This is a genomic window from Streptomyces sp. NPDC002004 (assembly GCF_053593975.1).
This window is the reverse complement of the sequence record NZ_JBSFDP010000024.1, coordinates 49,960-72,624: the sequence shown is the minus strand read 5'-3', so window position 1 is coordinate 72,624 and position 22,665 is coordinate 49,960. Positions and strand designations below refer to the sequence as shown.

Sequence of the window (22,665 nt, the reverse complement as noted above, 5' to 3'; positions counted from 1 at the left end):
GACGCGTGATCCGCTCCTGCTGCCTGCGGGACATGCTGCCGCCCCGAGCCTCCACGGTTCGGCGAAGGCTCCGCCGTGCGGAGCGTACTGACGTGGGCGCAGGACCGCAGCACACCTCCTGCGCCATCTCTCGTGCCCGGGCCTGTGGTCCCGGACCGTACGTCAGTTGCACTGCGGGCACACCGGACAGCCCGGCCGCCGCACCGGTGCGGGGTGCGGCGACCGAGGTCTCTCAGGAGTAGGTCCAGCGCCACGCGTTCGCGCTGTAGGAGCACCTGATCCGCGCACCGCTCGCGGTCGTCGTGCGCGCCCCGTGGTCGCTGTTCCGGCAGAACTGCCCCGCCTGGTAACAGTTTCCCGCGTTGGACACGATGGAGCACGCGCCGGCGTTGCTGTTCCCTCCGCCCCCGCTGTAACTCGTGCCGGAGCCCGAGGCCCGGGCGGCGGCTTCGGTGACCGTGACGGTCGGGCCGGGCGTCTTGACGATCTTGGTCCGGGTGACCGTGGGCGCGGGCCGAGGATCGGCCGTCTCGGTGGCCGTGGCCGTGGCCGTGGCCGTGACGGTCACGGTGGGTACGGGCTTCGCGGCGAGCGCCTGAGCGGCGGTCACCTCGTCGTGCGCGGACTGGGTGTCGCCGATCGCCCCGAAGGCGAACAGGGCGACGCTTGCGACCCAGACGCGCTTGCGCTTGTACAGCGGTCTGGTGTCGGCCGGGCGCTGCGGGGTGTTGTACGGATTCACGGTCCCCCCTGGGGATGCTCGTGGTCCTGTGACCGGTCGCCGGATGCTCCGGGCGGCCACGGTGGGTCGGCGGGACGCAGCGACCTCCGGGGCGTCGCCGGGGAGGGGCGTCGGAGGGCCGGAGGCCGCGGCCGCGCCCGGGCCGGGCGCGGCGGATGCCTGCTCGAAGGGGGCAGCCAAGGCCGCAGTTGCCGCGGCTGGCGGCACTGTCGGTGTTCAGCCGCACGCATGCCGCGGGCGACGCGGCGACGGCGAGGCCGCCGCGGCGATGCCCCCCCCCCGAGCCTCAGGCAGTGGGCGGGCTCAGCCGTGGTAGGTGATGTAGCCGTTGCCGTCGGAGTCGGACCCGCTCCTGGTGTACGCGTGGACGTCGGCGCGGCTGCCGGAAGGCTTGTAGAGGTAGATGGTGTCCCGGTCGTTGTTCCACATGAAGTTGCAGTTCTGGCGGTAGACGACGTTCTTCGCGTCGGAGTCCGTCCCGTGACCGCCGCGCAGCTTCACGTAGTCGCCCGGCTGGAGGTAGTGGTTCGCCGGGAAGGCGAAGCGGTTTCCGGTGGCGTCCTTGACGACGTAGCCCTTGAGGTTGACCGTCGCGCTGCGCGAGTAGTTCTTGATCGTGAGGTACTCGTCCTTGCTGTTGCCGGTGCTGCAGCTGTTGGAGTCCCGGCCGGGTGCGTCGTACTGGATGCCCTTGATCTTCAGGGCCGACGAGTACTCGGTGGCCTGTGCCGGGGCGGCGACGACGACGGCGAGCGTCGCGGCGGTGGCAACGGAAGCGGCAGCCAGGGTGTAGCGCATGCGCATGAGGAATCCCCCCTCAGTTGTGCGGATGGAGCGCGAGGAGCTTACACAACGTATGAACATCAAGTGACCGCATTGTGCGGAAGACGTGAAGGTGGCTGGGTCGACCGGGCGGTGGCGGGCGTTCGAACCGGTTCGCCGAGCTCTGTTCCGCAGTGTCAAAGTGCCGCAGGGATCCCCTGATTGAATGCTCCGTCCATCCGTCACGTCCTTGCGTCGGCCCCTGAGCCGAGAGGCGTCCGACCGCTCACGTGACAGTCGCCCGGTCGGACCGTTGTCCTGGGCGCGGGGCGGGTTGGTCGCGCATCCGGGCCCGCGCCAGGCACCAGGTGGTCACGCCCACCACCAGTGCGGCACCGGCGGCGTACGCGGGGAGCCAGAGCGTCGTCGTGGCGGCCAGGCAGTCGGCCACCGCCTGATGGCCGCGGAACTGCTGTGTGTAGGTCGACACGGGGCTGTCGTGGCCCATGAGGTTCGACAGTGCGGCCTGCTCCTGGACCACCTCGAACCTGCCCAGTTCGGGGCAGCCGCTTCGGGAACCGGGCATCGGGAACAGCCATTTCGTGCGCTGCAGCACGGGCGCCACGGTGATCGCCACGCACAGGCCGACGACGAGCGAAAAGGCGATCAGATTCAGCGCGTGCGCAGGACGGAAACCGCCTGTCCAGGTCGGCAGTCGGTAGAAGGAGAAGATCACCGCCAGAAGCGTCACCCCGATGTACGTGGCGAACCACTGCCACGAACCCTGCGCGAGTGCGAACGTGAGCACGGCGGCGAGTCCGATGCCGATGATGCCCGCCTGGCCGCTGGTGTCCCGGGCCATGCCGCCCGGGGATGCCGGTGAGCGGGTTCCTTGAGGGGTGGGGGCGGTCATGTGTCCCTCCTCCAGGTCGGGGGCACCAGCATCCGGCACACGGGCAGCTGCCTGTCCGTGCCATGCCGGACCGGTCATCGGCCCTGCCCGGTTGGCCGGATGGTCGTACCGATGGGCGGCGGCTCCGGTCCCGGCCCCCGGCGGCGCGGGGCCACGCGGCCGTACGCCGCTGCGTGATCCCTTCGTGCGGCCGGGGCGGTGACGTGCGGCGTGGGGCACACTGCCTCTATTTATAAGTGTTGGCTTATATAAGTGGCCCGTGGCATAGTCGACTCCATGCATGCATTCGACGTCCTGGGGGATCCGGTCAGGCGCCGGATATTGGAGCTGCTCGCGGCAGGCGAGCGGGCTTCTGGCGAGGTCAGTGCGGTGGTCCGGGAGGAATTCGGGATCTCCCAGCCGGCCGTGTCGCAGCATCTGCGGGTGTTGCGGGAGAGCGGGTTCGCATCCGTGCGCGCAGAGGGCACCCGGCGGCTGTACGCCGTCGAGGCAGAGCCCCTGCGGGAGGTGGACGCCTGGCTGGAGAGGTTCCGCGGGTTCTGGGAGCAGCGGCTCGACGCGCTCGGGACGGAACTGGCCCGCGGCAGGCGCGAGCGCAGGCTGAGAGAGGAAGTGAGCGGGGATGAGTGAGATCGTCGAGGAGATCAACCGTCTGCACCGGGAGGTCGGAACCCGGCAGGTCGCGGCGGGTGAGGCGCGCACCGTGCTGTTGAGGCGTACGTACGACGCCGATGTCGCCGACGTGTGGGACGCCGTGACATCACCCGACCGGATCGCGCGGTGGTTCCTGCCGGTCACCGGTGAGTTCGAGGTCGGTGGCCGCTACCAGCTGGAGGGGAACGCCGGAGGCGACATCCTCGACTGCGTGGCGCCGGAGCGGCTGCGGGTGAGCTGGCTGTTCGGGCCCGAGCCCGGCTTCAGTGAGGTCGAGGTGCGGCTGACTCCCGAGGGCGAGGGGCGCACGGTCCTCGAACTGGAGCATGTGGCCGTGGTGCCGGATGAGTTCTGGGGGCAGTTCGGGCCCGGAGCGGTGGGAGTCGGGTGGGACATGGTGTTCCTCGGGCTCGGGATGCACCTCGCGGGCGGCGGGATCAGCAGGGAGGAAGCCGCGGCCTGGCAGACGTCGCCCGAGGCGAAGGAGTACATGACCCGCTCGGGCGAGGAGTGGGGCGCCGCGTACGCGGCCTCGGGTGCGGATGGGGAGGTCGTGAAGGCCACGACCGCGGCGACGATCGCCTTCTACACCGGAGCGTAGGCACGGCGAACCCGGGTGTGCGGCCCGCGGAGGGGAGCGGGGCCTCGCATCTGCTCGGGCGTGAGCAGGTGCGGGGCGGGAATGGGGCGATGTCGGTGCGGGGCCGCGTCGTACGGGATGCCCGTCGGCTTCGCGACGAGGGTGTGGTTCAGCCGTCCTGTCCGCCGAACGCCCTGAGGATGCGCTCGGCGGCGAGCGTGGCCGTCAACTTCCCTTCCCTGACGTGCTGTTCCAGCTCGGGTGCGAGGGACCGTACGACCGGATCGGCGTGCAGACGGCCGAGCAGCTCGTCACGGACCATGTTCCAGGTCCAGTCGACCTGCTGGTCGCGCCGCTTGGCGGCGAGCCGGCCGGTCGAGTCGAGCAGGGCGCGGTGCTGTTCGATGCGCTCCCAGAGCGTGTCGAGACCCGCCGATTCCCGTGCGCTGCAGCTCAGCACCGGCGGAGTCCAGGCCGCGTCCTTGCCGTGCATGAGCCGCAGGGCACCCGCCAGTTCCCGGGCCGCCGCCCGGGCGTCGCGCTCATGCGGGCCGTCCGCCTTGTTGACGGCGATCACGTCGGCCAGCTCCAGGACACCCTTCTTGATGCCCTGCAACTGGTCCCCCGTGCGGGCCAGCGTCAGCAGCAGAAAGGTGTCGACCATGTTCGCCACGGCGGTCTCGGACTGGCCGACGCCCACCGTCTCCACGAGGACCACGTCGTAGCCCGCGGCCTCCATCACCACGATCGACTCGCGCGTGGCCTTCGCGACACCGCCGAGGGTGCCGGCGGTGGGGGAGGGGCGCACGAAGGCCGCCGGATCGACGGCCAGCCGCTCCATCCGTGTCTTGTCGCCCAGGATCGAGCCGCCGGTGCGGCTGGACGACGGGTCGACGGCGAGCACCGCGACCCGGTGCCCGAGCGAGGTGAGCATGGTGCCGAACGCGTCGATGAACGTGGACTTGCCCACGCCCGGCACACCGCTGATGCCGATGCGCCGGGCACGGCCGCTGTGCGGAAGCAGCTCGGTCAGCAACTCCTGCGCCAGTGCCCGGTGCTGGGGCCGGGTGGACTCGACGAGGGTGATGGCGCGCGCGATGACGCCACGCTTCCCCTCCAGGACACCCTTCACATACGTGTCGAGGTCGATTGCCATGGGCTCAGACGTCGTGCCCCAGGTCGGCGGACAGCCGCGTCACCAGGTCGTACGCCGCGTCCGGGATCACTGTCCCGGGCGGGAACACGGCCGCGGCGCCCATCTCCAGCAGGGTCGGCACGTCCTGCGGCGGGATCACCCCGCCGACCACGATCATGATGTCCTCGCGGCCCTCCTCGGCGAGGTGCTCGCGCAGCGCCGGCACGAGGGTGAGATGCCCGGCGGCCAGTGAGTTCACCCCGACGATGTGCACGTCCGCCTCGACGGCCTGACGGGCCACCTCGGCCGGGGTCTGGAACAGCGGGCCGACATCGACGTCGAAGCCGAGGTCGGCGAAGGCCGTGGCGATCACCTTCTGGCCGCGGTCGTGGCCGTCCTGGCCCATCTTGGCGACCAGGATGCGCGGGCGACGGCCCTCGGCCTCCGCGAAGTCGTCCACCAGGGTGCGGGTGCGGTCGACGGACGGGGACTCGCCTGCTTCGTTGCGGTACACGCCGGAGATCGTACGGATCTGGCTCGCATGCCGCCCGTACACCTTCTCCAGGGCGTCCGAGATCTCACCGACGGTGGCCTTGGCGCGGGCCGCGTGCACCGCCAGCTCCAGCAGGTTGCCCTCGCCCCCGGCGGCCCGCGTCAGCGCGTCGAGCGCGTCCTGGCACACCTGCTCGTCGCGCTCCGCGCGCAGCCGCCGCAGCTTCTCGATCTGCTGGGCGCGTACGGAGGAGTTGTCGACCTTGAGCACCTCGATCTGCTCGTCGTTCTCCACGCGGTACTTGTTGACGCCGATGACCGGCTGCCGCCCGGAGTCGATCCGCGCCTGGGTCCGGGCCGCGGCCTCCTCCACCCGCAGCTTCGGAATGCCGGCGTCGATGGCCTGCGCCATGCCGCCGGCCTCCTCGACCTCCTGGATGTGCTGCCAGGCCCGGCGGGCGAGGTCGTACGTCAGCTTCTCGACGTATGCGCTGCCGCCCCACGGGTCGATCACCCGGGTGGTACCGGACTCCTGCTGGATGAGCAGCTGCGTGTTGCGGGCGATGCGCGCCGAGAAGTCGGTGGGCAGCGCGAGCGCCTCGTCGAGGGCGTTGGTGTGCAGCGACTGGGTGTGGCCCTGGGTCGCGGCCATGGCCTCCACGCACGTACGCGTCACGTTGTTGAACACGTCCTGCGCCGTCAGGGACCAGCCTGAGGTCTGCGAGTGGGTGCGCAGGGACATGGACTTGGAGTTCTTCGGGTCGAACTGCTTCACCAGCTTCGCCCACAGCAGGCGCGCCGCCCGCAGCTTGGCGACCTCCATGAAGAAGTTCATGCCGATGGCCCAGAAGAAGGACAGCCGGGGCGCGAAGGCGTCCACGTCCAGGCCCGCCTCCCGCCCGGCCCGGATGTACTCCACGCCGTCCGCGAGCGTGTACGCGAGCTCCAGGTCGGCCGTCGCGCCCGCCTCCTGGATGTGGTACCCGGAGATGGAGATGGAGTTGTACCGCGGCATCCGCTGCGAGGTGTAGGCGAAGATGTCGGAGATGATCCGCATCGACGGCTTCGGCGGATAGATGTAGGTGTTGCGGACCATGAACTCCTTGAGGATGTCGTTCTGGATGGTCCCCGCCAGCTTCTCCGGCGGCACTCCCTGTTCCTCCGCAGCCACGATGTACAGGGCCAGCACCGGCAGCACGGCACCGTTCATCGTCATCGACACGGTCATCTTGTCCAGCGGGATGCCGTCGAACAGCTGCCGCATGTCGTAGATGGAGTCGATGGCCACGCCCGCCATGCCGACGTCACCGGTCACCCGCGGGTGGTCGCTGTCGTAGCCGCGGTGGGTGGGCAGGTCGAAGGCGACCGACAGACCCTTCTGGCCCGCCGCCAGATTGCGCCGGTAGAAGGCGTTGGACTCCTCGGCGGTGGAGAAGCCCGCGTACTGGCGGATCGTCCAGGGCTGGTTGACGTACATCGTCGGGTACGGGCCTCGCAGATACGGCGCGATGCCCGGATACGTGCCCAGGAAGTCCAGGCCCTCCAGGTCACGGCCGGTGTAGAGCGGCTTGACCGTGATGCCTTCCGGCGTCTCCCACAGCAGGTCGTCCCCGCCGGCGGCCCGCTTGACGGCCGTACGCCATTCGTCGGCACCGCCGTCGGCGGACGGGGTGCCCAGCTCGATCCCGGAGAAGTCGGGGATTCCCATCAGGACACTCCCATGCGGTCGAAGGCGGCGGACAGGACGGCGACGGCGTCGCAGCCCGCGAAGATGTACGAGTCGACTCCCGGGTGCTGCCCGGGGCGTCCGGCGAGGAACACGTGCGAGGCGCCCGCCGACCTGAGTTGGTCGGCCACCGCTGCCGCCTGCTCCTCGTACAGGGCGTCACTGGAGCACAGGCAGACCTCCGTTGCGCCGCTCTCCTCGAACGTGCCTTCCGTGACCGGCTCGATGCCGCCCGCCTGGAAGAGGTTCGAGGCGAAGGTCGTGCGTGCGGTGTGCGCGGCGGCGGGACCGATCGAGGCCAGGAAGACCCGCGGCCGGGACCCCGTCGCGGCGAGGTGGGCGTCGGAGCGCGCACGCAGAGCCTCGTACGCCTCGTCGCGCCGCACGCGCGGAAGTCCCCCGGACAGCGGCACGGGGGCCGGCTCGCGCTCCACGGTGCGTTCGGCCAGGTGCGGGAACTCACTGACGCCGGTGATGGGTTCGCGCCGCTTGGCCAGCTTGGCGGTGCGCGCCTCCCACGTCCTCGCCAGGTCCTCGCGGACACGGCCGGAGCGCAGTGCGGCCGCGAGACCGCCGTCCTTCTCGATCGAGCGGAAGAACTCCCAGCCCGCGCGGGCGAGTTCGTCGGTGAGCTGCTCCACGTACCACGAGCCGCCCGCCGGGTCGATCACCCGGGACAGATGCGACTCCTCGACCAGGATCGTCGACGTGTTGCGCGCGATGCGCCGCGCGAAGGCGTCCGGCAGGCCGAGGGCGTGGTCGAAGGGCAGTACGGTGACCGCGTCGGCGCCACCGACCCCGGCGGCCAGCGTGGCGATCGTCGCCCGCAGCATGTTCACCCACGGATCGCGGCGCGACATCATCACCGGAGAGGTCACCGCGTGCTGCACCTGCGCACCCGCGCCCGGCGCCCCGCACACCTCGCCGACCCGCGCCCACAGGCGGCGCGCCGCCCGCAGCTTGGCGATGGTGAGGAACTGGTCGGCCGTGGCCGCGTACCGGAACTCCAGCTGGGCGCAGGCCTGTTCGACGGACAGTCCCGCCTCGGTCAGCTCCCGCAGATAGGCGACACCGGTGGCCAGGGAGCTGCCCAGCTCCTGCGCGGCCGAGCCGCCGGCCTCGTGGTACGGCAGCGCGTCCACGGTCAGCGCACGCAGGCCCGGGTAGTCCTCGGCGCACTCCCGCGCCAGCGCGGCCACCGGAGCGAAGTCGAGCGCCTCACCCGTACGGGCCTCGTGGCCCAGCGGGTCGGCGCCGAGGCTGCCGCGCGCCGCTTCCTTGGCGACGCCCCGTTCGGTGTACAGCCGCAGCAACTCCCGTGCGGCGGATTCGGCGTCGCGGCCCGCGTCGAGCACGACCGGTGCGAGGTCGAGGTAGACGCCGTCGAGAGCCCGGCCGAGCGACGACACCGGGATGCCGCTGTCGCCGACGGTCAGCCAGAGCGAGGTGACGCCGTTCTCCAGGTCGGTCAGGACGGCGGAGTTGTCCGTCCTCGTGTGCTGCTGGCGCACATCCCAGCCGCCGACGGTGTTCCCCTCGGCGCGGCCGCCCCGTACGAACGGTGCAAATCCCGGGAAACCGGGGTCGGGTGCGGCGCCGTCCGCGCTGTAGAGGGGCCGGGTGCGCAGGCCGTCCTCCAGCGCGGTGGACAGGGCGTCCTCCGCTGCCGAGCCCGACACCTCCTTGCCCGACTTGCGCAGAACGCCCTCCACCAGGCGTTGCCACTGTTCATGCGTCGCGTCAGGAAATTCGGCGGCGAGCGCGAGCCCGTCGTCAGGCAGGACTGTCATGCTCGGATGCTAGGTCAGGTCGACAGAGGAGCAGCAGAGGACAGGGCTGTGACCTTGCCCTCTCCCGTCATGTGACCCGGCTCTCCCGGCACGCTCTTGATCACGGGAGGGGAATGTTCTACGGAGTCACCCGGGCGCCGGGTGCGGCGGGGCGGGCAGCACCAGGGCGTCGCGAACCCGGACCACACGGGCTCGCACCGCGGGCAGTTCGCGGCAGTCCGGCGGGGCCGTCAGCAGGTCCTGCCCCCAGGGGGCGTTCGGGGCCGAAGCCGCACGGCAGCCGGCTGCGATCCGCTGCACGCGGCGCCCGGCGAGCCGCACGGCGCCGGGTCGCGACTTTGCGGACACCCCCTAAGGCGACGCGCCGGGCAGCGACTGCTCGGTCCAGACGGTTTTGCCCTCACGTGTGTAGCGGGTGCCCCAGCGGTCGGTGAGCTGGGCCACCAGGAGCAGGCCGCGCCCTCCTTCGTCGGTGCTGCCCGCGCGGCGCAGGTGGGGGGTGGTGCTGCTCGGGTCGGAGACCTCGCAGATGAGGCAGCGGTCGAGCACGAGCCGCAAGGTAACCGGCCCGCCCGCGTATCGGTAAGTGTTGGTGACCAGTTCGCTGACGATGAGTTCGGTGGTGAAGACCATGCTCTCGAGCCCCCAGGCTGCGAGCTGATCCGCGGCCAGTTTCCGGGCCTGGGAAGGGGCGATCGGCTCCGCGGTCAGCGTCCATGTGCCCACCCGGTCCGGCGCCAGCATGGAGGTCCTGGCGATGAGCAGCGCGACGTCGTCGGCGGGGCGGTCGGGCTGCAGCGCGTCCACGACCGCCCGGGACGTCTCTTCCAGCGACCGGCCGGGGCGGATCAGCTCGTCGAACATCAGGGACAGGCCCGCGTCGATGTCGTGGCCCGGAGTGTCGATGAGCCCATCGGTGTAGAGCACCAGCAGACTGTCCTCGGCCAGATCCAGGTCGGCGGTCTCGAAGGGCAGTCCACCCAGCCCGAGCGGCGGGCCGGCGGGCACGTCCGACAGGCTCACCTTGCCGTCCGGTGTGACGACCGCCGGCGGTGGGTGACCGGCGCGTGCAAGGGTGCAGCGCCGGGTGATCGGGTCGTACACCGCGTACAGACAGGTCGCCCCGACCACCTGGTTGACCGGCGGGCGGTTGCCGTTCATCTCCTGCTCGGCGGCGAGGCGTTGAACGAGGTCGTCGAGGTGGGAGAGGATCTCGTCGGGTTCGAAGTCGAGGTCGGCCAAGGCGTGCACGGCGGTGCGCAGCCGGCCCATCGTGGCGGCGGCGTGGAAACCGCGGCCGACCACGTCGCCGACGACCAGCGCGACCCGGGCCCCGGAGAGCGGGATGACGTCGAACCAGTCGCCGCCGACACCTGTGGTGGCTCCCGCGGGCAGATAGCAGTGGGCGACCTCGATGGCCGACTGGCTGGGCAGCTCATGGGGGAGCAGGCTCTGCTGCAGTGCGAGCGCGGCCTGGTGCTGCTGGGTGTAGCGGCGGGCGTTGTCGATGCACACGGCGGCGCGGGTGGCGAATTCCTCGGCAAGGGTGAGATCGTCCTGCTCGAACGGCTCGGGGCGCCGCGAGCGCCAGAGGCTGACCATGCCCAGCACGAGTCCCCGGGCGGTCAGCGGCACCACCATCAGCGAATGGACGTCCGGCGCCCCGGCCGGCCCGGTTGGCGGCCGATCCGGGGCGTCCGGGCTCGCGGGATCCTCCAGATGGGACTTGAGGACCGGAAGCTGTGAGGTCAGGCATCGGGCCTGCGGCGAGTCCGGGGGGTAGTGGATCACCTTGCCGACCAGCCGCATCAGCTGCTCGGCCTCGGGCGTCAGGGCCTTGGCGGCCATCCTGCACACCGGTCCGAAGGGGTCCCGGGAAGGCTCCTGACCACGGCTCACCGGTTCGAGCAGATCAACCGATATGCAGTCGGCGAGGTCCGGGACCGCCACGTCGGCGAGTTCCCTGGCGGTCTGCGCGACGTCAAGTGTCGTACCGATGCGGGCGCCGGCCTTGTTGAGCAGTGCGAGACGGCGCCGGGCCCGGTAACCATCCGTGACGTCCTCGACCAGCTCGGTGACTCCGAGGGTGCGCCCCGCGGCGTCCTCCATCCGGAAGGCCGACACGGACACGAAAAGCTCCTGTCCCGGATTGTGGCGCAGCCGGCAGGGCTGCTCCGTGAAGATCATCGGCTGCCCGGTCTCCAGGACGTGCTGAAGGCCGCGCTCCACCATCTCCGCGTCCGGGCCGATCAGGAAGTCCCCGATCCTGCGTCCCCGGTACGCGCTCACCGGGAGCCCGCCGAACCGGGCGATCGCCCGGTTGACCCGCAGGACGCTCAGGTCCGGTGCGTGCAGGGCCATGCCGATCGGGCAGCGCGAGAACAGCCCCTCCAGGACCGAGCGGTCGGTCTCCCATTGGACGACCTCCTCGGCGGGAGCGCCGACCAGGAACCACTCACCCTTCGGTCCGCTGCGGGTGACACAGCGGACCCGGAAGCCGATCGGGCGCCGGTGGCCGTCGCGGTGCCGCACGGGCAGGATGCCGAACCATCCGTCCTCCTCCACGCAGGCCGCCGCAGCAGCCGCCGCCAGGTCGCGGTCGCGGGGGTCGATGAGGAGGTCGGCCGCGGGGTGTCCGATCACCTCCTCGGACGGGTAGCCGCTGAGTGCGTACGCGCGCTGGCTCCAGCCGACGACCGTGCCGCGGTGATCCAGCACTGCCGTGGCCGCGCGGTGCAGTGCGAAGGGATCCTCCGGGCTTTCCGTGAACGTCGTCCGCGGTCCGTTCATCACCACCACCTCGTACCTGACACGCGAGGTCGAGAACCTGTAAAGGGCGGCTCCACGTTCCACAGTGACGCATCCCCCGCTCCCGCGCTCTGCACCGTCCCTGCGCCGAGCTCTGGGCGATACGCACGGACTTTCCCCACGGAAGCGCGGGCGCGTGCGTCCGCCGGGGGCCCACGACGCGCGCGCCCGCCACGCGGGAGACCGTGGCAGGCAGTGTGCTCAGCCCCGCCGTTCCGCGGGTGCGGGCCGTGAGGCCGTTCGGCAGGTGCCGCAGGGCCGGGACACGGCGCCGCCCTCCGCCCGGCCGGGTGGAGGGCGGTCTGCTGCTGGAGCTGGGTCATGCGATACGGCGGTCCGGGAGCGCCGTCACCATGCTTCGCCCTTGTGCGGCGCCTCCCAGCGCGGGTACCGCTTCGATCACCAGCACGGCGAGGTCGTCGTCGAGCGGCTCGGGGCTGAAGTCGTGCGCTGCACGTCGCACCCGTTCCGCCACGGCCTTCGCGCCGAGCCCGACGCAGCCGCGCAGCAGTTCCGCCAGACCGTTGTCGTCGTCCAACTGGCGGTTGCCCCTGCGGCGTTCGGTCACGCCGTCCGTCACGCACAGCAGCGTCTCGCCCGGTGCGAGGGTGAAGGTGTTGGCGCGGAACTCCACGTGCTCGTTGATGCCGAGCAGCAGCTGCGGGTCCGCGGCCGTCGTCACCGAACCGTCCGCCGACAGCCGCAGCGGAGGGGGGTGACCGGCGCTGGCGATGGTGCAGCGTGCGCCGCCCGCGGCCGGATCGGGTTCCAACTCCCCGTAGAGCAGGCTCAGGAAGCGGGCGCCCTCCTTCTCGCCGCGGAACGCCATGGCCTCCGCGCTCTCCTCCGCCATGGCGAGGTTCAGCCGATTGAGCAGGGACTCGACACCGTGGCCCTCGCGTGCCAGCAGCCGCACCAGATGGCGGGCCAGACCGGTCACGGACATCGCCTCCAGATCATGGCCGCACACGTCCCCGAGCAGGAAGCACCAGCGGCGGTCGCCCATGGGGAACAGGTCGTAGAAGTCCCCGCCGACGGTCTGGCCCTCACCGCAGGGCTCGTAGACGATCGCCGTGTCGACGCCCGGTATGGCGGCGAGGGACATGGGCAGCTGCCTGCGCTGCAACGTACGGCTGATGGTCGCCTGCCGGGTGTAGTGGCGGGCCGTGACCACTGCCTGCGCCACTCGCCTGGCCACATCCTCGGCAAGGCGTACGACGGCGTCGGTCATGTGCGGCAGGCCCGCCTGCCCGATCACGAGGGTGCCGCGGCACCGGCCGCCCGCGACGAGCGGGAACGCCAGGGCCGAGCCGGTGGCGTCCTCGGAGCCCTCGCCTTCCGGCCAGGGCCAGGGCACACCGGTCGTGCTCAGCCTGGCGCGCGGACGGTCCTTCTCCAGCGCCGTCCGCAGGGAGCGGATCCGCGTCTCGTCCAGGTGCCAGACCTGGGAGAGCCGCATCTCGGCGGTCTCCGTGGTCAGCCATACGCCGCACCAGTCGGCGAGCCTGGGGACCAGGAGCTGTCCGGCGAGCGCCGCCACCATGTCCTCGTCCAGCTGTCCGGCGAGGAGCTCGCCGGCCTCGGCGAGGAACGACTGCCCTTCGCGCTCGGCCCAGTCGGCGCTGCGTCCCGGGCGGTCGGGCGGCTGGGCGGTCCGGACGAGCTCGGGGGCCGGTGGTTCCCCGTCGCCCCCAGCTGCGGTGGGGGAACCCGCAGGGTCCCGCCGTGCCCGGAGCGAGGCCTGTACCGCGCCCTCCAACCGGAACCAGAGGGCGTCGTCGCCGTGCCGGTGCGTCATGCCCCAGGACTCGGCGAGAGCGCCCACCAGCTGCCGACGGTAGCCGTGAAGGTCGCCCGGGGCATCTTTCCCGCCGTGGGTGCGGTCCGAGGAGCCGCGGTCCACCACTTCGACGACCACGGCCACATGGCCGGTCCCGCTCCAGCCGGAATCGGCCGGAACGCCCTCTGGGGAATCGAGGCGGCAGGCCACCTCGATCTCGAATCCGTGATGCGCCGCGGCACCGGCGGCCAGCTCGCTGACGAGGAGCGCGGCGTCGTCGAGGAACTGGGGACTGATCTCCGGGCTCCCGGGGAACAGCACGGCGGCCCGCTCGGCCAGCGCGGCACGCAGGAACTTCCGCGCCGCCGAGGCCGCGAGCTCATTGGCGGGCACACGCATCCGCGACACGGTTTCACGCGGGCCGATGGACATTCCCACGGGCACCCCCGGTCGACTCGCTGTCGACTCATACGACCACGAATGTAGTCTAAACGGGAGGTAACCAAAATCTTTCCCGGAATGGGTTGCCATGGAACGTGCCGCCCCACCCGACGCCGCTACGCGTGAGCCACCGTTGCGGGCAGAGGAACCAGCCGTGACCAGGGCCGCCGCCGCAGGCATCACGGGCCCCGTCGAGGACGGGGAGTGGATACGCGTGGCCGAGCTGCGTCCGCTGCTCGCCGCGATGAACTCCTTGCGCGACGGCGACTTCACCGCCCGGGCAGGGGGACTGCCCGAAGGTGTGATCGCCGAGATGGCAGAGGTGTTCAACCAAATCGTCGCCCGGAACGCGCATCTCGCCTCGGAGCTGGAGCGGGTGCGCCGTGAGGTGGTGCGTCAGGGCAGGCTGGACGAGCGACTTGCGGCGAGCCCCGGGCACGGGGCGTGGACCACGAGCGTGGACGCGGCCAACACACTGCTCGAAGCACTCGCCGTCCCGGTCGTCAACTGCACACGCGTGCTGAACGCCGTCGCGGGCGGTGACCTCACGGAGCGCGTGGAGCTGCACGACGGGAAGCGTCAGCTCCACGGGGACCTACGGCGCCTGGGACGCGGGGTGAACCGCATGGTCGAGCAGCTGTCGCTGTTCACCGGCGAGCTCACCCGCGTGGCCCGCGAGGTCGGCACCGAGGGGCGCCTCGGCGGCCGGGCGACGGTGCAGGGGCTCTCCGGCGACTGGCGCTACGTGACCGAGGCCGTCAACACGATGGCCTCGCGGCTGACCGCGCAGGTGCGTGACATCGCGGTGGTCACGACGGCGGTCGCACGCGGCGACCTGACCCGGCAGGTCACCGTCGAGGCGACCGGCGAACTGCTGGAGCTGAAGCTCACCGTGAACACCATGGTCGACCAGCTGCGCGCGTTCGCCGACGAGGTGACGCGCGTTTCCCGCGAGGTCGGCACCGAAGGACAGCTCGGCGGCAGGGCGCAGGTGCCGGGCGTTTCCGGTGTGTGGAAGGACCTCACCGACAACGTGAACTTCATGGCGTCGAACCTGACCTCCCAGGTCCGCAACATCGCCCAGGTGACGACGGCGGTCGCCAACGGCGACCTGAGCCAGAAGATCACGGTCGACGCCCGCGGCGAGATCCTCCAGCTCAAGAGCACCGTGAACACCATGGTCGACCAGCTGTCGGCGTTCGCGGACGAGGTGACGCGAGTCGCCCGTGAGGTGGGTACGGAGGGGCGGCTGGGGGGCCGGGCGCAGGTCCGCGGCGTTTCGGGTGTGTGGAAGGACCTCACGGACAACGTCAACTTCATGGCGGACAACCTGACCTCGCAGGTGCGCAACATCGCGCTGGTCGCGACCGCCGTCGCCCAGGGGGACCTCGGCAAGACGATCACTGTCGAGGCGAAGGGCGAGATCCTGGAGCTGAAGTCGACGATCAACACGATGGTCGACCAGCTGTCGGCGTTCGCGGACGAGGTGACCAGGGTGGCCCGCGAGGTCGGCACCGCGGGCAATCTGGGCGGCCAGGCGCAGGTCCGCGGCGTTTCGGGTGTCTGGGAGGAGCTGACCGACAACGTGAACTTCATGGCGTCGAACCTGACCTCCCAGGTCCGCAACATCGCCCAGGTGACCACGTCGGTCGCCAACGGTGACCTGTCGAAGAAGATCACGGTCGACGCCCGCGGCGAGATCCTCCAGCTGAAGGACACCGTGAACACGATGGTCGAGCAGCTGCGGGCGTTCGCGGACGAGGTGACGCGAGTCGCCCGTGAGGTGGGTACGGAGGGGCGGCTGGGGGGCCGGGCGCAGGTCCGCGGGGTCTCGGGTGTGTGGAAGGACCTCACGGACAACGTCAACTTCATGGCGGACAACCTGACCTCGCAGGTGCGCAACATCGCGCAGGTCGCCACCGCCGTCGCCCAGGGCGATCTGTCGAAGAAGATCGATGTGGACGCGCGCGGCGAGATCCTGGAGCTGAAGACCACGATCAACACGATGGTCGACACGCTGTCGTCGTTCTCCTCCGAGGTCACCCGCGTCGCCCGGGAGGTCGGCAGCGAGGGGCAACTGGGCGGTCAGGCCCGTGTCGAGGGCGTCTACGGAACGTGGAAGCGGCTCACCACCAACGTCAACGAGCTGGCCCTGAACCTCACCACTCAGGTCCGCGCCATCGCGGAGGTGGCCAGCGCGGTCACCCAGGGTGATATGTCCCGATCCATCTCGGTCGAGGCCCAGGGCGAGGTCGCCGAGCTGAAGAACAACATCAACCTCATGGTCTCCAACCTCCGCGAGACCACCCGGGCCAAGGACTGGCTGGAGTCCAACCTCACCCGCATGGCCGCCCTCATGCAGGGCCACCGGGACCTGGTCGAGGTCGCCGACCTGATCCTGCGCGAGCTGACACCGCTGGTGAACGCGCAGTTCGGTGCGTTCTTCCTGGCCGAGGCGGGTGCACCGCGCGGCGAGGGACTCCAGTTCATCGCCGGGTACGGCACCGACCAGCCCAGCGGGACGAGCCCGCTCCCCGGCACCGGCACCCCAGGCCGCGGCCTCATCGCACAGGCCGCCCAGGAGAAGCAGCGCATCCTCATCACGGACGCCCCGCCGGACTACATCACCATCAACACCGGGCTCGTCTCGGCGATACCCGCCAGTGTGGTCATCCTGCCCATCCTCTTCGAGGACGAGGTGCTCGGAGTGATCGAGCTGGCCTCGCTGAGCAGGTTCAGCGAGGTGCACCTGGCCTTCATCGACCAGTTCGCCAACACGATCGGCGTCTCGATCAACACGATCATCGCCAACTCCCGTACGGAGTCCCTGCTCTCGGAGTCCCAGCGGCTCACCTCCGAACTGCGTGAGCGCTCCGACGAACTCCAGCGCTCCAACGCCGAACTGGAGGAGAAGGCCGCTCTGCTGGCGACGGCCTCTCAGTACAAGTCGGAGTTCCTGGCGAACATGTCGCACGAGCTGCGTACGCCGCTCAACTCCCTGCTGATCCTGGCCCGGTTGCTCGCCGACAACCCCGACGGACACCTGTCCGACCAGGAGGTGCAGTTCGCGAGCACCATCCACCGGTCGGGCTCCGACCTGCTCCAGCTGATCAGCGACATCCTCGACCTGTCGAAGATCGAGGCCGGCCGTATGGACGTGCACCCGAACACGCTGCCGCTGATCAAGCTGCTGAACTACGTGCACGCGACGTTCCGGCCGCTCACCCTCGACCGTGGTCTGGGCTTCGAGATCGCCGTCGGTGAGAACGTGCCGTCCGAGCTGTACTCCGACGAACAGCGTCTCCAGCAGGTCCTGCGCAACCTGTTGTCCAATGCGGTGAAGTTCACCCACTCCGGAAGCGTGGAACTGCGCGTCGACCGTGTGCCGGGAGAGCAGTTCGACGAGGTGACGCTCAAGAACGCGGATGCGGTGATCGCCTTCTCGGTCAGGGACACCGGGATCGGCATCTCACCCGAGAAGCTTCCGATCATCTTCGAGGCGTTCCAGCAGTCCGAGGGCACCACCAACCGCAAGTACGGCGGCACCGGGCTCGGCCTCTCCATCAGCCGCGAGATCGCCGGGATGCTCGGCGGGCGCATCGTCGCCGAGAGCGAGCCGGGCGTGGGATCCCGGTTCACTCTGTACATCCCGGCGCACCACCCCGGCGTCCCCGCTCCACAGAGCCTGGGTGACCTGCGCCCCGCGGATGTTCCGCCCGCCGTTCCCGAGCAGAGCCCGGCACTGCCGGCCGGGGGCGGGCCGGCGCGCGACACGCTCGACGGAGTGGAGGTTCCCAGCGCCGACGTCCTGGTGCCGGAGGGCGTGGACCTGGACGAGCCGAGCAAGGACCTGGACGCAGCGCTGGCCAGGGAAGCGGCCGGCACGGCCGACGGCCGCGAGGACATGTGGCCGGAGACGACGCGGCTCAAGGAATGGCTCAGCGGCCGGCCCGGCCGTGTGCTGGCAGGCCGGCGCATCCTCATCGTCGACGACGACATCCGCAACGTCTTCGCCCTCACCCATGTGCTGGGCCGCGTCGGCATCACGGTGAAGTACGCGGAGAACGGCAGGGAGGGCCTGGAGGTCCTGCAGCGGTCCCCGGACGTGTCCCTCGTCCTGATGGACATCATGATGCCGGAGATGGACGGATACGAAACCATCCGCGCCATCCGCGGCACACCTCGGCTCACCCACCTGCCGATCATCGCGCTCACCGCCAAGGCCATGCCGGGCGACCGCGACAAGGCGATCGACAGCGGAGCGTCCGAGTACGTCCCCAAACCCGTGGACGTCGACCGTCTGCTGTCGGTCATCTGCGACCTGCTCGATCCGGAGAAGGGGTGCCCGGCACTGACGCCGGAAGCGGCCACCGGAGCGGAACCGCCTGACGCGGACGCCGGCACGGCACCGTCGGAGGCGGACGAGGACACCGTCCCGGAACCGCCGGACGCCGGCACGGGCGCAGCACCCCCGGCCGCCGACGACGGTACGAACGCGCCGGCCGCCGACAGCACCGGTACGAACGCCGCCGTCGACGCCACCGGCGATCCGCCGAGGAACCCGCCATGAGCACCCACCCGCCCGATCAGTGCTCCATCCTGATCGTCGACGACATGGAGGAGAACCTCGTCGCGTTCGAGGCCGTACTCGGTCCCCTCCACCAGCATCTGGTGTGCGCCCGCTCGGGCGAGGAGGCGCTGAAGGCGATGCTGCGCCAGGAGTTCGCCGTGGTCCTCCTGGACGTACGGATGCCGGGCATGAACGGGTTCGAGACCGCCGCCAACATCAAGCGTCTCGACCAGACCAAGGACGTACCCATCATTCTGGTGACCGGGACGGAGGCGGGCGAGGACTACGCCTACCGGGGATACGCGATCGGCGCCGCCGACTTCATCACCAAACCCATCGACCCGTGGGTGCTGCGCACCAAGGTCAGCATCTTCCTCGAACTGCACCGGAAGAACCGCCAGTTGGCCTCGCGCACCGCCGCGGGGGACGAAGACCGCCTGGAGGAGGTCGGCGAACGGCTCGCCCAGATCGAGCTGTTGCTGCGCAACGGGCAGGGAGCCGAGTCCGCGCAGCTCGCCGACCGCATAGCCGACATGGAGCGCGTCGTCGGAAGCCTGCTGCCCGGCCACACCAGTTAGACAGGACGTCCGCCGGACGCGCTGCCCCTGGAGCGGGCGCGCCGCGCTGTGCCCCGCCTGCGCGGACGACCGGGGAGGGGGTCGGCTTGTCCGTCCGCCGGCCGGCTCCACGGTGACGCCGATCCAGGACGCCCCACCGACGGCGCCCCGCATCAGCACACCTGCCGCACGGTCGAGACGCGATGCAGGACCCGTTCCCTGAGCGCGGGGCCCTGCTGGGGCTGCCGGCCTTACGTGTGCGGTGGGACCCGGCGACCGGGCTCCCACCCGGTTCAGGAGCGGCCGCGGGGCGGCAGGGGGAAGAACCCGCTGGTACGGGCCACGTACGCGGCGTAGCCGGGCCGGTCGGCCATGTGCCGCTCCAGCAGCGCCTTCCCGCTTCCCCTGATCAGCAGGAAGCTCATGACCAGGGGGGACACCACGGCCACGGCAGCGGCCGCCGCTCCCGCGTCGCAGGCGATCAGGAACAGGCCCCACCAGACGCAGAAGTCCCCGAAGTAGTTCGGATGGCGGGTCCAGCTCCAGAGCCCGCGGTCCATGACCCGGCCCTTGTTGGCCGCGTCCGCCTTGAACCGGGCAAGCTGCGCGTCGCCCACCGCCTCGAAGAACAGGCCCACCGCCCACAGCGCGGTGCCCGCCCAGGCGAAGCCGGTCACCGGCCCCGGTGCGTACTGGGCGATCTGCACGGGCAGCGACACGAGCCACACCAGCAGGCCCTGGAGCAGGTACACCATGCGCAGGGCGTACAGGTCACGATGGCCCGGGGCCTTGGCCAGCATGGCCTCGTAGCGCGGGTCCTCGCCGTGCCCGCGGCTCCGGCGGGCGATGTGCAGCGCGAGCCGGAGTCCCCAGACGGCAGTGAGCGCGGTCACCAGGAACCGCCGTCCCGGCAGGCCGTCGCCCGCCGAGGCCACGCAGGTCACCACCGCGACGGCGGTGAAGCCGACGCCCCAGGCGATGTCCACGATCCGGTGCACCCCCAGACGCACCGCGAAGGCGAAGGTGGCCAGCATGACGGCCAGGGCCGTCACCGCCGCCCATCCCAGGTTGACGGCGAAGCCGCTCCACACGAATCCGCTCACCGGCCGTCCAGCCCCCGGTACCAGTCGCCCGGCTCCGACGCCGTCATGCCGCCGTCCCCTCCGGGCGCCGGCCGGACCGCGAGGATCTGGTCGACGCCCATGCGCCGCTCGGCGAAGGCGAGTCCCCCGCCGACGAGATACAGCCGCCAGACACGCGCCGTCTCCTCACCGACGAGCGCGACGACGTCGCTCCAGCGCTCCTCCAGGGTGCGGTGCCACGCGGCGATCGTACGCACGTAGTGCTCGCGCATCGACTCCACGGACCGCACCTCCAGACCGGCTCGCTCCAACCGGCCGACCGTCTCGCCGACCGGCCGCATGTGCATGTCGGGCGCGATGTACGACTCGATGAAGGCACCGCCGCCGGGAGCGTCGGCGCCGCGCGACATCTGCTGCACCAGGACGCGCCCCATGGGCCGGACCAGTCGGTGCAGCGCCGCCGCGAACGCCGGGTACTCGGCGTCCCCGACGTGCTCGCCCATCTCGACCGTGGCCACGGCGTCGTAGGCGGCGCCCGCGATGTCCCGGTAGTCCTGGCACACCACTTCGACGCGGTGCTCCAGCCCGCGTTCCTCGACCTGCGCCCGCACGTGGTCGGCCTGCTCCCGCGCCAGGGTCACGGCGGTGACCTGCGCCTTGTGGCGTTCGGCTGCGTACAGCGTGAGCGAGCCCCAGCCGCAGCCGACGTCCAGCAGCCGCGCGCCGGGCACGAGGCCGAGCTTGCGGCAGATCAGCTCCAGCTTGGCGCGCTGAGCGTCGGCGGGCGCGGCGTCGGGTTCGTCGCTCACCCAGTAGCCGCAGGAATAGGCCATGGTCTCGTCGAGGAGCAGCCGGTAGAAGTCGTTGGACAGGTCGTAGTGGTGGCTGATGGCCGCCCGGTCACGCATCCTGCTGTGCAGCGTGCCGCGGAGCCGGGCCTGCGACGCGGGCGGAGCGGGGCGGGGGCCGACGACGCCGAGCCTGAGGGCGGTGCCGGCCGCGCGGACCCGGTCGCCCGGAGTGAGCCGGGGGGCGTGCAGGCCCCGTTCGCGCGCGGCGGCCCACATGGCGCGCAGCCCCTGTGCCAGGTCTCCCTCGACGTCGATTTCGCCGGTGACGTACGCCTGCGCGAGGCCCAGCTCGCCGGGCTCCCAGAGCAGCCGGCGCAGGGCGCGCCGGGACCGTACGACGACCACGGGGCCGCCGGGTGCCCCGGCCTCGCTGCCGTCCCAGGTGCGCAGCCGCACGGGCAGCGGGCCGCCGAGTGCGTCCTCGGCGAGCGCGGCGAGCCGGTGGGCGGCGCCGGACCTGGCGGTGCGGGCCCCGCCGGGGGTGCGGGCTGTCGTCATCGGGCGGAGTCCTCCTTGGTGAGCAGATACTGCTGTACGTCGAGGTAGCCGGAGCGGAACCCGGCCTCGGAGTACGCCAGATAGAAGGTCCACAGCCGCCGGAACGTGTCGTCGAAACCGAGCGCGGCGACGTCGTCCGCGCGTTCGGCGAAGCGTTCCCGCCACAGGCGCAACGTCTCGGCGTAGTGCGCACCGAAGCCGTCCCTGCGGGCGATGCGCAGCCCGGTGTGGTCGCGCACCGTCTGCTCCACCGCCTCGACGGAGGGAATCAGGCCTCCGGGGAAGACGTACTTCTGGATCCAGGTGTAGGTGTGCCGGGAGGCCAGCATCCGGTCGTGGGGCATCGTGATGGCCTGGAGGGCGACGCGGCCGCCCGGCGCCAGCCGCTCGTCGAGCGTGCGGAAGTAGACCGGCCAGAACTCCTCGCCCACGGCCTCGATCATCTCGACGCTCACCACCGCGTCGTAGGTCCCTGTCGCCTCGCGGTAGTCGCACAGCTCGACGGCCACCCGGTCGCGGAGACCGGCGTCGCGCACCCGTGCGCGCGCCAGGTCGCGCTGTTCCCGGGAGAGGGTCAGCGAGGTGACACGGGCGCCACGGGCGGCGGCCCTGATCGCGAGCTCGCCCCAGCCCGTGCCGATCTCCAGCATGCGCGTGCCGTCGCCCACCCCGGCGAGGTCGAGCAGCCGGTCGATCTTGCGCTGCTGCGCGGAGACCAGCAGGGACCAGTCGGCCGGGAAACTGCGGAACACGGCGGAGGAATAGGTGAGGGTGTCGTCGAGGAAGAGAGCGAACAGGTCGTTGGACAGGTCGTAGTGGCGGCTGATGTTGTCGCGGGAGCCGTCGGGGGTGTTGCGCTGGCTGCCCGGCTGCCGCGGGGCCCACAGCCCGCGCAGCCGCTGGAGCGGAGCGGGGACCAGGTCGGCTGCGTGTGCGGCCAGTACGGTGAGGGCCGCCACGGGATCGGGCGCGTCCCACTCGCCAGCCATGTACGACTCGCCGAAGCCGATGAGTCCGTCCCTGCCGATCCGCTCGTGGAACGCCTTCGGGTCGCGTACGTCCACCAGAGGTCCGCCGAGGCCCGCTTCGCCGTCGCCGGCGAAGCGGACACGCAGCGGCAGCCGGTTCAGGGCCCGGCGCACGACGGCCCCGGTGACGGCCCTCCGCGGCCAGGACGTCCGCGGCACCGCGGCCACGTCCGGCCAGCGGGCCGGGTCGACGGCTCCCGTCGGGTCGCTCCCGGGTCGTCGCTCGGTGGCGGGGCGGGTCTGGGCTGTCGTCATG

At 71.1% G+C, this 22,665-nt stretch carries 15 protein-coding genes; 4 read left to right on the top strand and 11 right to left on the bottom strand.

What is annotated here, in order from left to right; translation table 11 throughout:
* Nucleotides 1-232: 232 nt before the first annotated feature.
* The 3 genes from ACWCP6_RS27305 to ACWCP6_RS27295 form a co-directional block, all read right to left on the bottom strand.
* Nucleotides 233-742 (bottom strand): hypothetical protein, encoded by a 510-nt coding sequence (locus ACWCP6_RS27305; RefSeq protein ID WP_450935219.1) that lies wholly within the window; start codon nucleotides 740-742, stop codon nucleotides 233-235.
* Between the two features lie 303 nt (nucleotides 743-1,045).
* Nucleotides 1,046-1,546: a lamin tail domain-containing protein gene (locus ACWCP6_RS27300; protein ID WP_450935218.1), complete on the bottom strand. Its 501-nt coding sequence runs from the start codon at nucleotides 1,544-1,546 to the stop codon at nucleotides 1,046-1,048.
* A gap of 244 nt (nucleotides 1,547-1,790) precedes the next feature.
* On the bottom strand, nucleotides 1,791-2,417 hold the full coding sequence (locus ACWCP6_RS27295; protein WP_450935217.1) for a hypothetical protein: 627 nt from the start codon (nucleotides 2,415-2,417) through the stop codon (nucleotides 1,791-1,793).
* Nucleotides 2,418-2,693: 276 nt separating this feature from the next.
* Here ACWCP6_RS27295 and ACWCP6_RS27290 point away from each other — a divergent pair, with 276 nt between their 5' ends.
* Nucleotides 2,694-3,047, top strand: coding sequence for an ArsR/SmtB family transcription factor (locus ACWCP6_RS27290; RefSeq protein ID WP_450935216.1), 354 nt, complete (start codon nucleotides 2,694-2,696; stop codon nucleotides 3,045-3,047).
* On the top strand, nucleotides 3,040-3,672 hold the full coding sequence (locus ACWCP6_RS27285) for an SRPBCC family protein (RefSeq protein ID WP_450935215.1): 633 nt from the start codon (nucleotides 3,040-3,042) through the stop codon (nucleotides 3,670-3,672). The genes ACWCP6_RS27290 and ACWCP6_RS27285 overlap by 8 nt, the downstream gene beginning before the upstream one ends.
* A gap of 148 nt (nucleotides 3,673-3,820) precedes the next feature.
* Here the strand turns inward: ACWCP6_RS27285 and meaB are convergent, their stop codons facing one another.
* The 5 genes from meaB to ACWCP6_RS27260 all read right to left on the bottom strand — a co-directional run bounded on the left by meaB (nucleotide 3,821) and on the right by ACWCP6_RS27260 (nucleotide 13,781).
* The gene (meaB, locus tag ACWCP6_RS27280) at nucleotides 3,821-4,807 is read right to left on the bottom strand and encodes a methylmalonyl Co-A mutase-associated GTPase MeaB (protein WP_450935214.1); all 987 of its coding nucleotides are present in this window, start codon (nucleotides 4,805-4,807) and stop codon (nucleotides 3,821-3,823) included.
* 4 nt (nucleotides 4,808-4,811) lie between these two features.
* Entirely contained in the window at nucleotides 4,812-6,986 is a 2,175-nt protein-coding gene (gene scpA / locus ACWCP6_RS27275; protein ID WP_450935213.1) for a methylmalonyl-CoA mutase, read from the bottom strand.
* Nucleotides 6,986-8,794, bottom strand: a complete 1,809-nt coding sequence (locus ACWCP6_RS27270; protein WP_450935212.1) for a methylmalonyl-CoA mutase family protein — start codon at nucleotides 8,792-8,794, stop codon at nucleotides 6,986-6,988. Before ACWCP6_RS27270 ends, scpA begins: the two co-directional genes overlap by 1 nt.
* A gap of 351 nt (nucleotides 8,795-9,145) precedes the next feature.
* Nucleotides 9,146-11,584 carry a SpoIIE family protein phosphatase gene (locus tag ACWCP6_RS27265; protein WP_450935211.1) on the bottom strand — a complete coding sequence of 813 codons (2,439 nt, stop codon included), beginning with the start codon at nucleotides 11,582-11,584 and terminating at the stop codon, nucleotides 9,146-9,148.
* A gap of 337 nt (nucleotides 11,585-11,921) precedes the next feature.
* Complete coding sequence (locus ACWCP6_RS27260) at nucleotides 11,922-13,781, bottom strand: PP2C family protein-serine/threonine phosphatase (RefSeq protein ID WP_450935210.1); 1,860 nt, start codon at nucleotides 13,779-13,781, stop codon at nucleotides 11,922-11,924.
* 286 nt (nucleotides 13,782-14,067) lie between these two features.
* Here ACWCP6_RS27260 and ACWCP6_RS27255 point away from each other — a divergent pair, with 286 nt between their 5' ends.
* Together ACWCP6_RS27255 and ACWCP6_RS27250 are read left to right on the top strand one after the other, a co-directional pair.
* Nucleotides 14,068-18,393 (top strand): HAMP domain-containing protein, encoded by a 4,326-nt coding sequence (locus ACWCP6_RS27255; protein WP_450935252.1) that lies wholly within the window; start codon nucleotides 14,068-14,070, stop codon nucleotides 18,391-18,393.
* The gene (locus ACWCP6_RS27250) at nucleotides 18,390-18,971 is read left to right on the top strand and encodes a response regulator (RefSeq protein WP_450935209.1); all 582 of its coding nucleotides are present in this window, start codon (nucleotides 18,390-18,392) and stop codon (nucleotides 18,969-18,971) included. The genes ACWCP6_RS27255 and ACWCP6_RS27250 overlap by 4 nt, the downstream gene beginning before the upstream one ends.
* A 272-nt stretch (nucleotides 18,972-19,243) precedes the next feature.
* Here the strand turns inward: ACWCP6_RS27250 and ACWCP6_RS27245 are convergent, their stop codons facing one another.
* Genes ACWCP6_RS27245 through ACWCP6_RS27235 form a run of 3 tightly spaced genes read right to left on the bottom strand, consistent with a single transcriptional unit; the run spans nucleotide 19,244 to nucleotide 22,664 of the window.
* Nucleotides 19,244-20,053 (bottom strand): DUF1295 domain-containing protein, encoded by an 810-nt coding sequence (locus ACWCP6_RS27245; RefSeq protein ID WP_450935208.1) that lies wholly within the window; start codon nucleotides 20,051-20,053, stop codon nucleotides 19,244-19,246.
* Nucleotides 20,050-21,381, bottom strand: a complete 1,332-nt coding sequence (locus ACWCP6_RS27240) for a class I SAM-dependent methyltransferase (RefSeq protein WP_450935207.1) — start codon at nucleotides 21,379-21,381, stop codon at nucleotides 20,050-20,052. The genes ACWCP6_RS27245 and ACWCP6_RS27240 overlap by 4 nt, the downstream gene beginning before the upstream one ends.
* On the bottom strand, nucleotides 21,378-22,664 hold the full coding sequence (locus ACWCP6_RS27235; RefSeq protein ID WP_450935206.1) for a class I SAM-dependent methyltransferase: 1,287 nt from the start codon (nucleotides 22,662-22,664) through the stop codon (nucleotides 21,378-21,380). The genes ACWCP6_RS27240 and ACWCP6_RS27235 overlap by 4 nt, the downstream gene beginning before the upstream one ends.
* Nucleotide 22,665: the final 1 nt, after the last annotated feature.